This is a genomic window from Streptacidiphilus fuscans, from assembly GCF_015690355.1.
Lineage (GTDB): Bacteria > Actinomycetota > Actinomycetes > Streptomycetales > Streptomycetaceae > Streptacidiphilus > Streptacidiphilus fuscans.
On sequence record NZ_JADPRT010000016.1, the window covers coordinates 159835 to 172413 of the forward strand.

11 protein-coding genes and 1 other RNA gene are annotated in these 12579 nt (G+C 70.3%); 3 read left to right on the forward strand and 9 right to left on the reverse strand.

Annotation, left to right across the window (positions count from 1 at the left end):
* Positions 1 to 471: 471 nt before the first annotated feature.
* Together I2501_RS31080 and I2501_RS31085 are read right to left on the reverse strand one after the other, a co-directional pair.
* The gene (locus I2501_RS31080; protein WP_196197632.1) at positions 472 to 2778 is read right to left on the reverse strand and encodes a HelD family protein; all 2307 of its coding nucleotides are present in this window, start codon (positions 2776 to 2778) and stop codon (positions 472 to 474) included.
* Between the two features lie 135 nt (positions 2779 to 2913).
* Positions 2914 to 4050: a winged helix DNA-binding domain-containing protein gene (locus I2501_RS31085; RefSeq protein WP_196197633.1), complete on the reverse strand. Its 1137-nt coding sequence runs from the start codon at positions 4048 to 4050 to the stop codon at positions 2914 to 2916.
* A gap of 134 nt (positions 4051 to 4184) precedes the next feature.
* On the opposite strand from I2501_RS31085, the gene I2501_RS31090 reads away from it, so the two are divergent.
* A complete protein-coding gene (locus tag I2501_RS31090; protein ID WP_196197634.1) occupies positions 4185 to 5417 on the forward strand; it encodes an FAD-dependent oxidoreductase in 1233 nt (410 codons plus the stop codon).
* An 88-nt stretch (positions 5418 to 5505) separates the two neighbouring features.
* Positions 5506 to 6075, forward strand: coding sequence for a flavoprotein (locus I2501_RS31095; RefSeq protein ID WP_196197635.1), 570 nt, complete (start codon positions 5506 to 5508; stop codon positions 6073 to 6075).
* Between the two features lie 77 nt (positions 6076 to 6152).
* On the opposite strand, the gene ssrA is transcribed toward I2501_RS31095, so the two are convergent.
* The 5 genes from ssrA to ftsE all read right to left on the reverse strand — a co-directional run bounded on the left by ssrA (position 6153) and on the right by ftsE (position 10134).
* Positions 6153 to 6521, reverse strand: a transfer-messenger RNA (tmRNA) gene (gene ssrA / locus I2501_RS31100).
* A gap of 128 nt (positions 6522 to 6649) precedes the next feature.
* On the reverse strand, positions 6650 to 7138 hold the full coding sequence (gene smpB, locus I2501_RS31105) for an SsrA-binding protein SmpB (RefSeq protein ID WP_196197636.1): 489 nt from the start codon (positions 7136 to 7138) through the stop codon (positions 6650 to 6652).
* Positions 7139 to 7209: 71 nt separating this feature from the next.
* Positions 7210 to 8379, reverse strand: a complete 1170-nt coding sequence (locus I2501_RS31110; RefSeq protein ID WP_236047568.1) for a S41 family peptidase — start codon at positions 8377 to 8379, stop codon at positions 7210 to 7212.
* Between the two features lie 129 nt (positions 8380 to 8508).
* On the reverse strand, positions 8509 to 9429 hold the full coding sequence (gene ftsX / locus I2501_RS31115) for a permease-like cell division protein FtsX (RefSeq protein WP_196197637.1): 921 nt from the start codon (positions 9427 to 9429) through the stop codon (positions 8509 to 8511).
* A 15-nt stretch (positions 9430 to 9444) separates the two neighbouring features.
* The gene (gene ftsE, locus I2501_RS31120) at positions 9445 to 10134 is read right to left on the reverse strand and encodes a cell division ATP-binding protein FtsE (RefSeq protein ID WP_196197638.1); all 690 of its coding nucleotides are present in this window, start codon (positions 10132 to 10134) and stop codon (positions 9445 to 9447) included.
* A 282-nt stretch (positions 10135 to 10416) separates the two neighbouring features.
* Here ftsE and I2501_RS31125 point away from each other — a divergent pair, with 282 nt between their 5' ends.
* The gene (locus I2501_RS31125) at positions 10417 to 10611 is read left to right on the forward strand and encodes a hypothetical protein (protein ID WP_196197639.1); all 195 of its coding nucleotides are present in this window, start codon (positions 10417 to 10419) and stop codon (positions 10609 to 10611) included.
* A gap of 80 nt (positions 10612 to 10691) precedes the next feature.
* Here I2501_RS31125 and I2501_RS31130 read toward each other — a convergent pair whose 3' ends face one another.
* Both I2501_RS31130 and prfB read right to left on the reverse strand, forming a co-directional pair.
* On the reverse strand, positions 10692 to 11204 hold the full coding sequence (locus I2501_RS31130) for a hypothetical protein (RefSeq protein ID WP_196197640.1): 513 nt from the start codon (positions 11202 to 11204) through the stop codon (positions 10692 to 10694).
* A gap of 260 nt (positions 11205 to 11464) precedes the next feature.
* Positions 11465 to 12577, reverse strand: coding sequence for a peptide chain release factor 2 (prfB, locus tag I2501_RS31135; RefSeq protein ID WP_196197641.1), 1113 nt, complete (start codon positions 12575 to 12577; stop codon positions 11465 to 11467).
* Positions 12578 to 12579 lie beyond the last annotated feature (2 nt).

The following is a 12579-nucleotide window of genomic DNA, read 5'->3' on the forward strand; positions in this document are numbered from 1 at the left end:
ACCCGCTGTTCGACTGTGCTGTGGAATGAGTCGTCCCGATCGTCCCACCTACTTGCCGGTAGGCGGAAATATTGTTCCGCAGCGTGGACGAAACCTGAGATGCTCCGGCCTCGGCGTCCGACTCCCACAGACCATCCTGCCTGCGCATCCGCCGGTCCGGCGCCCCGCAGCGACACTCCGCCGAGAGTTCGCCGCGCGTTCGGGACGGAGGCACTTCAGGACAGATGTGGAAGAGGGGAATGCGTTCCGGGGGACCTTTGTTACTCTGGCTGTACGGCACCGGCTCGATCCAAGCCCCCGGGCCCAACCTTCGTCGCTACGAGCGACCACTTGCCGCGAGGCGAGCATGGCGGGTCGGTGCCGTATCAGACGCTCCGTCAGTCAGGGCTCCCTACCGATCCGGTAGGGAGCCCTGACTGCGTGCGCCGAACTGATGCCGCATCAGCAGCGTCAGCGCGGGTCAGCCCGCGCTCAGCCGTGCAGCAGCGCCGGGACGCCGGCCGAGTCCGGCAGGTCCAGCGGGCCGCTCAGCACGGTCAGCCGCTGCGTCGCCCGCGTCAGCGCCACGTAGAGCACCCGCAGGCCCGCCTCCGACTCCCCCGCGATGCCCGACGGGTCGGCGACCACGGTGGCGTCGTACTCCAGGCCCTTGGCCTCCAGGCTGCCCAGCGCGACGGCGCGCTCGCCGAGGCCCGCGATCCACTCGCGCGCCTCCTCGCGCCGCTCCATCGGCACCACGATGCCGACGGTGCCCTGGACCTCGTCCAGCAGCCGCGCCACCTCCGACCGCGCGGCCTCGCCCATCGCGTCCTCCGTCGCGACCGCCGCGAAGCGCGGCAGCGCCCCGGTCGAGCGGACCGCGACGGGTGGCTCGGTGCCGGGCGCGGCCTGGGCCAGGATCCGCGAGGCGACCTCGGCGATCTCGGCCGGGTTGCGGTAGTTGGTGGTCAGCGTGAAGCGTCGGCGCGGCTTGGACCCGAGGGTCTCGTCCATCGCCGCCTGCGCCTCCGCCGGGTCGATCCAGGACGACTGGGCCGGGTCGCCGACGATGGTCCAGGTCGCGTTGCGGGCGCGGCGGCCGACCATCCGCCACTGCATCGGCGTCAGGTCCTGCGCCTCGTCCACGATGACGTGGGCGTAGTCGCGGCGATCGGCGGCAGCCGCGGCGCGCTGCTCCTGCTCGCGGCGCTGGCGGTCGCCGTAGGTGGTGACCTCGTCCAGGCCGGTGAGCGCGTCGACCGGGTCCACCTCGCGCACCCGCGGCCGGTACGGCTCGCCGAGCTGCACCTGGAGCTCGTCCAGCAGCGCCACGTCGGCGACGCTGACGCCGCCGCGACCGCGCCGGTCCAGATGCCGCCAGGAGTCGACCAGCAGCCGCAGCTCAGGCCGGGTGAAAGCGCCACGGGCCAGGCCGCCGAGGCGGCGCTGGTCGGCGAGGGCGGCCAGCACCGCGCGCGGCGTCAGCGCGGGCCACCACGCGTCCAAGAAGTCGAGGAAGACGTCCTCGTCGGTGACGTACTCCTCGAACGCCTCCCGCTGCCGCTGGAGCTCCTCGCGCTCGTAGCGGTCCGCCGGGGTCGGGCGACCGCGCCGCAGCTGGGTCCAGAGCGCGTCGAGCAGCACCCGCCGGGCACGCGGCCGGAGCAGGTTGACCGGCGTGTTGCCGCCGAGCACCGTGCGGCGGAGTCCGCGCAGGTTGTCGGCGTCCAGCTTGAGCACCTCGCCCAAGGCGACGACGCGCAGCTCGGAGGGGGTGTCCGGGCCGTCGAGCGCGGCACGAGCGGCCCGGCGCAGCAGCGCGACCATCCGCGAGGAGCCCTTGAGCCGGGCGGTCTCCGGGATGTCGTAGCGGTCGGCCTCCTCGCCGTCGACCAGGCTGCCGATGGCGCGGATGGCGACCTGGCCCTCCTCGCCCAGCGCGGGCAGCACGCCCTCGGTGTAGGAGACGAGCAGCGGCGTCGGGCTGACCACCAGGATGCCGCCCGCGTACCGGCGGCGGTCGTGGTAGAGCAGGTAGGCGGCGCGGTGCAGGGCGACGGCGGTCTTGCCGGTACCCGGACCACCCGTGACCAGGGTGGCCCCGGCCGCCTGGGCGCGGATCACCTCGTCCTGCTCCTGCTGGATCGAGGAGACGATGTCGCGCATCGTGTGGCTGCGGGCCCGGCCGAGCGTCGCCATCAGCGCGCCGTCGCCGACGACGGTGATCGGGCGCCCGTCGAGGCGCGGCTCCAGGTCGGGGCGGAGCAGGTCGTCCTCGACGCCGAGCACCTTGCGTCCGCGCGAGCGGATCACCCGGCGGCGCACCACCCGGCCGGGCTGACGCGGGGTGGCCCGGTAGAAGGGCGCGGCTGCGGGCGCGCGCCAGTCGATGACCAGCGGGCCGTACTCGGCGTCGAGCACGCCGAGGCGGCCGATGTGCAGGGTTTCCGCGATGTCCGGGTCGGCCGGGTCGAGCGGGGTCTGCGAGGGGAAGCCGTCCTCCTCGGGGCGGTCCGGCGCCTGGAGGTCGATCCGGCCGAAGAGGAAGTCCTCGAACTCGTTGGTGAGCCGCTGGAGATGGCGTCCGGCCTGGTAGGCCTGGGCGTCGCGCTCGGCGAGCGCGCCCGGCGTCCCGGCCAGGAACTTGCGGTTGGCGTCGTCCAGGATGAACTCGGCCTCGGCGAGCTTCTCGCCGAGCCGCTGGTAGACCGTGTCGAGGTGGGCCTGCTCGACCGCGATCTCGCGGTCGAACACCGTCTCCTCCGCGGTCCCCGACAAGGATTCGGACTTCTCGGGCATCTCTGCCGCCGCAAGGCTGCGGTCGGCCCTGTGGTCGGCCGTGTGTTCGGTCGTGTGCTGCGTGGGCGAGGCCAATGAGATCCCCTGTGGTCCAACGTGGGCGCTGCGTTTCCCCGAAAAAGGGAACTGTTGATCCTACGCCCTCCGGGCGCTCGGGTGGAGGGCCACCGTCCGCTCGGTTGCGTCGGGAGCGAGGAAAGTCAGCAGCTCAGCGGCCTCGGCCTCGATCCGTTCACGCACGGCCGCCGCCTGCCGGGCGAACAACTCGATCTCCAGCGCGGCCGGTTCGCCCTTCCGCTTCGGCCGTGCGTACGACCACGCGCCGGCGAGCCGCCCGTCCACCAGCAGCGCGGGACGGTAGCCGTTGCCCCGGGAGAAGAGCTCGGCCCGCTCGCGCTCATCCAGGACCCGGCTGCGGTCGGCGTGTCCGATCAGCACGTTGTCGTAGTCCGGCAGGAAACGCGGCGGCGCGGGGGTCTCCGGGTCGGGACGCGGCGCGTCGGGGAGGTCGAAGAGCTCCCGGCCGGTCACGGCGTCGGCGAAGACCGCGAGCTGTGGCCGCAGCCGTTCGAACACCTCGCCGAGCCGGGTCACCCCGCTCCAGCTCTGCGCGTCCTGGACGCTCGCGGGCCCGAACCCGGCGAGGTAGCGCAGCACGATCGCCTCGACGTCGGGCCGCTGCTGCGGACGGCCGAGCCAGGACTCGACGGTGGTGAGGGTGGCCGCCAGACTGCGGCCCCACTCCCCGCGCGGGGTGACCTGGACCAGCGAGAACTTGTAGCGCACCGCCGTGCTGAGCGCGGCGGGCTCGCACCCGGGGAACCGCTCGGCCAGCGCGGCGCCCAGCCTGGCAGGCGTCAGCGGATCAGCGTCCAGCAGCTCACGGGCGGCGGCCCAGAGCGCCTCGGGCTCGACCCCGGCCAGCGGGCCGCGGAAGACCACCCGCTCGCCGTACGGGGTGGCGTCGTGCACGGGCTGGGTGAACGCCCGCAGGGTGAGCGCGTCCTCGACGTCGTGCAGGTGGATCGTCCCGCGCAGCGTCGACAGCCGGACGGTGCGCCGCTCGGCCAGCAGCGCGGAGGCCTCGGCAGGGTCGAAGTCGGCGATCCGCGACCACAGGGCGGTGTAGGGGTTCAGCGGGATCTGCGACTGCAGGCCGACCAGCCGCCCGATCACGTCGAGCGGCGTCCGGCGCACGCGGGACAGCAGGAACTGACGCTCCATCAAGGCCCGATTCAGGGCACGTCGGTCGAGTGCGCGGGGGGTCGCCATGGGACCCAGCCTAGGCAGCCGCGGCGGCCCGCGCGGTGCTAGCGGTGCGACTTCCCCTCCGGCACTCGACACCCTCCGCATAGACAGCCACGAACTAGTTGACAGGAGACTAGTTTCATTGCGACTATCGATCCATGGACAAGACGACCACCACCCAGCTTCAGGCGGGCACCGCGTCGCAGCGGGTCCGCACCGCACTGGTCATCGGGGGCGGCATCGCCGGCCCCGTCGTCGCGACGGCCCTGCAGCGGGTCGGCATCCGCGCCACCGTCTGCGAGGCCTACGCCGGAACCGCCGACGGCATCGGCGGCGGGATGGGGTTCGCCCCCAACGGCCTCGAAGCCCTGGACGCCGTCGGCATCGGCGACGCGGTCCGCGCCGTCAGCACGCCGATGGAGGGCATGGTCATCGAGAGCTGGAACGGCAAGCACCTCGGCGAGTTCGGCAACCTGCCCGGCGTCCCGGCGCAGCGGTTCGTGCAGCGCTCCGACCTCTACCGGGTGCTGAACGACGCGGCCGAGGCCGCGGGCGTCACCACGCTGACCGGCAGGCGCCTGGTCGACGCGGTCGACGACGGCACCCAGGTCACCGCGCGCTTCGAGGACGGCAGCACCGCCACCGCCGACCTGCTGATCGGCGCGGACGGCATCCACTCCACGGTCCGGCGGCTGATCGACCCGTCCGCGCCCGACGCGGAGTACGCGGGCACGCACAGCTTCGGCGGCTGGGTCGAGGACAGCGGCCTGCCGGACACCGGCGGCAAGATGTACATGTCCTTCGGCAAGCGGGCCTTCCTCGGCTGGCAGGTCTTCGAGGACGGCCGCTGCCTCTGGTTCGTCAACCTCCCCAGCACGACCCCGGTCACCGTGGCCGAGCAGCGCGCGAAGGGCGCGGAGTTCTGGCTCCGGACGATGGTCGAGCTGTTCCGCGAGGACGCCAACCCGGCCGTCCGGCTGCTGGAGCGGACCGATCCCGGGGAGCTGATGTTCGCGGGCAGCATGGAGTTCATGCCCTCGGTCCCGACCTGGAGCCGCGGCCGGATGGTCCTGGTCGGCGACGCGGTGCACGCCCCTTCGTCCAGCTCGGGCCAGGGCGCGTCGCTGGCGATCGAGAGCGCCGTGCAGCTCGCCCGCTGCCTGCGCGACCTGCCGGTCGACCAGGCGCTGGCCACCTACGAGCAGCTGCGCCGACCCCGAGTGGAGCGGATCATGAAGGCGACGGCCCGCACCAACGCCCGCAAGGCCGCGGGCCCGGTCGGCCGCGTGGTCAGGGACGCGCTGCTGCCGCTGATGTTCAAGCTGATGAAGCCGGAGAAGTCGGCCTGGCAGTACGTCCACCCGATCGACTTCGCCGCACCTGTCGCCTGAGCAGGCACTTCAGGACGGTTTGGGTACAGCCTGAGGCCGAAGGGTGAATCACTTGCAAGATCCACCGATCGCCATGTTGGGTGGTGCCATGACAGGAGAACACACCCTCTATCTCCTCGGCACCGGTGCCCAACCCGTACTGAACATCGCCGTCGCCGTGGAGCGCGCCCAGGCCGACGGTTGGCAGGTCTGCCTCGGACTCACCCCGACCGCGGCCGGCTGGCTCCACCCCTATCTGCCCGGCCTGGAGGCCCTCACCGGACATCCCGTCCGCGCCCACTACAAGCTGCCGGGCGAGGCGGACGTCTGGCCCGCCGCGGACGTCGTGCTGCTCGCCCCGGCCACCTTCAACTCGATCAACCGCTGGGCCCTCGGCCTGACCGACTCCTTCGTCCTCGGCTACGCCGCCGAAGCGCTCGGGCGCGGCATCCCGACCGTGGCGCTCCCCTGCGTCAACGGGGCCCTCGCCGCACACCCGCAGTACGCCCGCTCCCTGGACACCCTGCGCACCGCGGGCGCCCGCGTCCTCACCCCCGCCCCGCTCTCCCTCACCGCCCCGGGCCAGGACGACACCCCGGGCTTCGACTGGCCCCTCGCCCTCTCCGAGGCCCGCGCCGCCTACCAGACCTTCCAGGCCGCCCGCACGAGCGGGATATAACGCGCCGCGAAACGCAGAAAGCCGCCCGGAGGACCGGGCGGCTTTCTGTTCGCATGGGCTGCATCGCTGGGATGCGGTGGTGGAGGTGGCGGGAATCGAACCCGCGTCCTGTGGTGCGGAACCAGGGCTTCTCCGAGCGCAGTCTGCTGTGCTTTTCTCGGCCCCGGGAGTCACGCAGACAAGCTCCCGACGGGCTCAGTCACTGTTTGGTGTTCCGTGCGCCCCCGCGACCGGGCCGAACGGTGGAGTCTCCTAGATTAAGCCAGGATCCGGGACGGAGACGCGCCCGGTCTGACTCCTTCGATGCTCGCTCAGGCGGCGAGGGCGAAGGTATCGCGCTTGGTGTTGGCGATTATGTTTTGCGACACGTGGTTAACGAGATCATTGCCGCGTTCCTCGGCTCGCTTCTCCTGCCTCGACATCCCCAGTCGAAACCGATCACCCCCATGCAAGGGTGCTGTTCAGTTGTCAAAGCGTCGGCTTTCGCCGTCGCCGTCCCACCTGATCCGGGGAGACCCGGAGGAACGTTGTCCATGCTACGGCGCACCGACTGGCAAGGTCCAGTTCATTAACCCTAGGCCCGCTGGCGGCGGCGGACCGCGGCCATGGCGCGGTCGGTCTCCCTGCGGTCCTGCTTCTCACGCAGCGTCTGCCGCTTGTCGTGCATCTTCTTGCCCTGGGCGAGCGCGAGGAGGAGCTTGGCCCGGCCGTCCTTGAAGTAGATGGAGAGCGGCACCAGCGTGTAGCCGGTCTCCTTCAGCTTCTGGTCCAGCTTGTCGATCTCCCACTTGTGCAGCAGCAGCTTGCGCTTGCGCCGGGCGGCGTGGTTGGTCCAGGTGCCCTGGGCGTACTCCATGATGTGGACGTTGTGGAGCCACATCTCGCCGCCGGTCACCTCCGCGAAGCCGTCGACCAGGGAGGCGCGGCCGGCACGGAGCGACTTGACCTCGGTGCCCATCAGCACCATGCCGCACTCGTACTCGTCGATGATGTTGTAGTCGTGCCGCGCCTTCTTGTTCGAGGCGATGAGCTTGTTGCGCGGGTCGTCTTTCTTCTTCGCCATAGTGCGGGCCATTCTCGCACTTCGTACCCACTGCGGGCACGGGCCTTTTCCCGCACCCCGCCGGGGAGGCCCTACTGGCTGTTCACGTCGGAGAGATCGTCGAGGACCGTGAGGGCGGTGTTCTCCGCCGCCTGCGGGGTGGCGTTCGTCGGGACCTCGACGTCGGGCTGGATGCCCTGGCCGTCCGGCGAGTGGCCGGACGGGGTGAGGTAGTTGCCGACCGTACGCTCCTGCACCACGCCGTCGGAGAGGGTCTGCGGCTGCTGCACCGCGCCCTTGCCGAAGGTGGGCCTGCCGACCACGACCGCGCGACCGCGGTCCTGGAGCGCGCCGGTGACCAGTTCGGCGGCGCTCATCGTGCCGCTGTCGACCAGCACCACCAACGGCGTCGAGGTGTCGCCGCCGGACGCGGCCTGCAGCACCTGCTGCGGCGCGCCGCCGCCCGACCGGTAGCGGGCGACCGGTCCGCCGTCCAGGAAGACCGACGCCGTGGCGACCGCCTCGCTGACCAGGCCGCCGGAGTTGCCGCGCAGGTCGAGCAGGATCCCGCGCCCGTCCGTCGCCGGATGCAGCTCCAACTGCCGTACGGCAGCTTGGACCTGTTCGGAGACACCGAGGGTGAAGGCGTCCATGCTGATCCGGGTGACCCCCTGGGCCGGGTGGTCGACGTGGACGTCGTCCTCGTCCAGCAGGGCCCGGTGCAGCGTCACGACCACCACGGCGGACGTAGGCGTCGAGCCCTCCTGGAGCTGCAGCGCGACCGGCGAGCCGACCGCGTCGGACGAACCGCCGCGCAGCAGGCTGACCACCTCGGTGACGGGCAGCCCGGTCACCGGCGTCCCGCCGACCGCGAGCAGCCGCTCGCCCGCGCGGACGCCGCCGAGCGCGGCGGGACCGCCGGGAAGCGTCCTCGTGACGCTCACCTCGCCCTGCGGCGAGCGGGCCACCCAGAGCCCGACGCCGACGTAGTGGCCGTCCAACTCCTGGCTGTAGGCAGCGAACTGCTGCGCGGTGTAGTCGGCGGCCCACCGGTCCGTGGCGTCGGTGGCGTCGGACCCGGCAGAGCTGTCGGAACTGTAGGAGCTGCCGTCCCGGTGCGACGACGGGGCGGCAGCGGCGACGGACGTCGTCGACCGCCCCTCGCTCCCCCACGCACCGGTCCCCACACCGACCGCGCACACCGTCACGAACACCAGCCCCAGCGTCAGCTGGAGCCGTAGCACGCGACGAGTTGGTGACATGGACGAAGAGTCTAGAGGCGAAGGCTCCGGCGACATGCCCGAAGACGACGAAAAGCCCCGGACGCAGTACGCGTTCCGGGGCTTGTCGTACGGTTTGATCAGCGGAGTTATCCGTGAGTTGTCGCTCCGTCAGACCTTCAGGTACTTCTGCAGGGTGAGGAAGGCAGCCAGCGAGGACATGCCGACACCGATCACCAGAAGCAGTGGCATGACCTGGACCACAGGCCCCCAACCGATGAAGCTGATCAGCGTGATCTGCTTCTTCAGCACCATGTCGATCAGCACGTACTTGCCGATCGCCAGCATGCCGGAGGCAAGGACCGCGCCCACCACGGCGGCGAAGGCCGCCTCGGCGATGAACGGCATCTGCACGTAGTAGTTGGAGGCGCCGACCAGTCGCATGATGCCGGTCTCGCGCTTACGGCTGAACGCCGACACACGAACGGTGTTGACGATCAGCAGCAGCGTCACGCCGAGCATGACGACCATCACCACGACCGCGACCCACTGGCCGGTGTCCATCAGGTTGAACAGCGGCTTCAGCACGGCGCTCTGGTCGTCGACCGAGGCCACGCCGGGCTGGCCCGCGACCAGACCGGCGATCTGGTCGTAGTCCTGGGGGTTGGTCAGCTTCACGCGCAGCGCGTTGTTGAACGCGTCGGCGGTGATGTACGGGGCGAGCGGCGAATCCGGGAACTGGGCCTTGAAGTTGACCAACGCCTGCTGCGGCGTCTCCGTGTAGACCGTCTCCACCAGGGAGTTCTTGTCCAGGTTCGCGTGGACCTGGTTGATCTCCGCCTGGGTCGCCACGCCGGAGGCGCAGTTGGGCGTCTTCCCCAGGTTGGTCGTGTCGTTCTTGTTGCAGAAGTAGATCGACACCTCGACCTTGTCGCCCCAGTACCCCTTCATCTGGCTGACCTGGGAGTTCAATAGCATGGCCGCGCCGGCGAGGGTGAGCGACAGGGCCACACTCACGATCACGGCGATGGTCATCGTCAGGTTGCGTCGGAGACCGATCCAGATCTCCGACATGACGAATTGGGCTCGCATGGACAGGTCCTCTAATCAGTGCTGGTAGCCGTAGACGCCGCGGGACTGGTCGCGGACCAGGTGTCCTTGGTCCAGCTCGATGACGCGCTTGCGCATCTGGTCGACGATCGCCTGGTCGTGGGTCGCCATCAGCACGGTGGTGCCGGTCCGGTTGATCCGGTCCAGCAGCTTCATGATGCCGACGGAGTTCTGCGGGTCGAGGTTTCCGGTCGGCTCGTCCGCGATCAGGAGCATCGGTCGGTTCACGAAGGCGCGGGCGATGGCCACACGCTGCTGCTCACCACCGGAGAGCTCACCAGGCATGCGGTCCTGCTTGCCGGCCAGGCCGACCAGTTCGAGGACCTCGGGGACGACCTTCTTGATGGTCCCGCGCGGCTTGCCGATGACTTCGAGGGCGAAGGCGACGTTCTGGCCGACGGTCTTGTTGGGGAGAAGGCGGAAGTCCTGGAACACGGTGCCCAACTGCCGCCGCATGTGCGGCACCTTCCAGTTGGACAGCTTGGACAGGTCCTTTCCGAGCACGTGCACACTTCCGGTGCTCGGACGCTCCTCACGCAGAATCAGGCGCAGGAAGGTCGACTTTCCCGAGCCGGAGGAACCGACGAGGAAGACGAACTCACCCTTCTCGATCTCGAGCGAGACATTGTCCAGCGCGGGACGGTTCTGCTTCGGATAGGTCTTGGATACGTTGTCGAATCGGATCACGGCTGCATCACGGTGGGCAGTGTAGGCGGACAGGGCTCGGCCGACCTTACGCGAAGCTCATGCGGACCCGCAGGTTCACGCCGCGAAAGGTGGGGGAGTTCACGGACAGTAGCGGACATTCCTGGACAATCCGTCAGGCAAAATCGGCCTACGCAGTCGGTCGATCACGGACGGCTACCAGGGGAAAGACCGGAATCACGCTGGATCGTGCGTGACGTGGCACAGTGGAGGGAACCACCCGGACCAGGTGGTGCGTTGTGCACATCGGAGGAGGAGATCGCGATGACGCTCGACCGTCTGGTGTGTGCCAACTGCTCGGGTCCCGTGAGCGAGGGCCGTTGCCCGACCTGCCGGGCGAGCCGACAGCGCATGATGCAGCAGCAGGGGCTGTTCGCCTCCCTGTCCCCCGCCGCCGTGATCGCCCTGGTGGCGGCACTGGTGGCCTGCGTGCTGATAGCACGGCACGCCTTCGCCTGAGGCAATAGACACCCGGAGGGCCCGGGTTCCGACCGACGGTCGGAACCCGGGCCCTCCGCGTTCGTGCGGGTGCTGCCCGCTCAGTGCTTGCGGGCGTTCGCCGCACGCGGGCCGAAGCGGAAGACGACGCCGCCCAGCACGAAGGTGAGGCCACCGACCAGGATCAGCGTGGTGTCCGCGCCGCCACCGGTCTCCGCGAGCTGGGTCCGCGGCGGGGCCTGGGTCGGCGCCGCGTAGCTCGGGGCCGCGCTGCCGCTCGCACTGTCCGAGGCCGAGGCCGACGCGGACGCGGAGCCCGAGGGCGAGGCGGAGGCCGATCCCGTGGCGGACGTCGAGCCGGAGGGCGTGCCGCTGTCGGACGGCGTCGCACTGGCGCTGCCGCCGAGGCCGCCGTCGTCACCGCCGCTGCCGCCCCCGAGGAGCCCGCCGAGGAGGCCCCCGTTGCTCGTCGCGGACGGGGCCGCGGTCGGAACGGGAGACGGGGTCGTGGCCGCGTTGGCAGCCCCCGCCACTGTCAGCCCCGCCCCCGCAAGCGCGAGCGCGACGCCCGCGACACGTATACCGCCGCTCTTTCTCCGGTGTCCCCGACCCACGTCCGCCCCTTCCGTACTTCGTGCGGCTTTCGCACAAAAGGCTCACTTAAGGCTCTGCCGCGCGACAGCATGGTGCGACGAGGGCCCGGCGGTCAACTTACGACCGCCGGGCCCCTTCTGACTCTCTGAACACCCCGTGGAGGGCTTGTCGGGGGCCCATGAAGGCCCCGTGAAGGGCGTTACGACGCTGCCTTCTCCTGCGCCTTGCGCCAGCGGATGCCGGCCTCGATGCTGTGCCGGTCGTTCATCTCGGCCGGCATCTACGAAGCAGCCTTCTCCTGCGCCTTGCGCCACCGGATGCCGGCCTCGATGAAGCCATCCAGCTCGCCGTCCAGCACCTGCTGCGGGTTGCCCACCTCGTACTCGGTGCGCAGGTCCTTGACCATCTGGTACGGGTGCAGCACGTACGAGCGCATCTGGTTGCCCCAGGAACTGCCGCCGTCCTTGAGGGCGTCCATCGCGGCGCGCTCCTCCTGGCGGCGGCGCTCCAGCAGCTTGGCCTGGAGGACGTTCATCGCCGAGGCCTTGTTCTGGATCTGCGAGCGCTCGTTCTGGCAGGAGACCACGATGCCGGTGGGGAGGTGGGTGATGCGCACCGCCGAGTCGGTGGTGTTGACGCCCTGGCCGCCGGGGCCGGAGGAGCGGTAGACGTCGACGCGGAGTTCCTTCTCGTCGATGTCGACATGGTCGCTGGACTCGACGACCGGCAGCACCTCGACGCCAGCGAACGACGTCTGACGGCGGCCCTGGTTGTCGAAGGGCGAGATGCGCACCAGGCGGTGGGTGCCCTGCTCGACCGAGAGGGTGCCGTAGGCGTAGGGCGCCTTGACCGCGAAGGTCGCGGACTTGATGCCCGCCTCCTCCGCGTAGGACGTGTCGTAGACCTCGGTCGGGTAGCCGTGGCGCTCGGCCCAGCGCATGTACATACGCATCAGCTGCTCGGCGAAGTCCGCCGCGTCGATGCCACCGGCCTCGGCGCGGATGTTGACCAGCGCCTCACGGGAGTCGTACTCACCGGCCAGGAGGGTGCGGACCTCCATCTCCTGGACGGACTTGCGGACCGACTCCAGCTCGCCCTCGGCCTCGCCGCGCGCGTCGGCGTCGCCCTCGGCCTCGGCCAGCTCGAAGAGGACCTCCAGGTCCTCGATCCGGCTGCGCAGGTTCTCGATCTTGCGCAGCTCGCCCTGGAGGTAGGAGAGCTTGGAGGTGACCTTCTGGGCATGGTCGACGTCGTCCCACAGGTCCGGTGCGGCGGCCTGCTCCTCGAAGACCGCGATGTCGGCCCGGAGCTTGTCCAGGTCGACGACTGCCTCGATCGACTGCATGGTCGATTCGAGGGACTTGAGCTCTTCGGAAGGATCAATGGCTGCCACAG

Bases quoted from the DNA above. Each gene is read 5' to 3' on its own strand.
- I2501_RS31080 (WP_196197632.1), bottom strand. From the start codon at position 2,778: ATGCCCGAGAAGTCCGAATCCTTGTCGGGGACCGCGGAGGAGACGGTG.
- I2501_RS31085 (WP_196197633.1), bottom strand. From the start codon at position 4,050: ATGGCGACCCCCCGCGCACTCGACCGACGTGCCCTGAATCGGGCCTTG.
- I2501_RS31090 (WP_196197634.1), top strand. From the start codon at position 4,185: ATGGACAAGACGACCACCACCCAGCTTCAGGCGGGCACCGCGTCGCAG.
- I2501_RS31095 (WP_196197635.1), top strand. From the start codon at position 5,506: ATGACAGGAGAACACACCCTCTATCTCCTCGGCACCGGTGCCCAACCC.
- smpB (WP_196197636.1), bottom strand. From the start codon at position 7,138: ATGGCGAAGAAGAAAGACGACCCGCGCAACAAGCTCATCGCCTCGAAC.
- I2501_RS31110 (WP_236047568.1), bottom strand. From the start codon at position 8,379: ATGTCACCAACTCGTCGCGTGCTACGGCTCCAGCTGACGCTGGGGCTG.
- ftsX (WP_196197637.1), bottom strand. From the start codon at position 9,429: ATGCGAGCCCAATTCGTCATGTCGGAGATCTGGATCGGTCTCCGACGC.
- I2501_RS31125 (WP_196197639.1), top strand. From the start codon at position 10,417: ATGACGCTCGACCGTCTGGTGTGTGCCAACTGCTCGGGTCCCGTGAGC.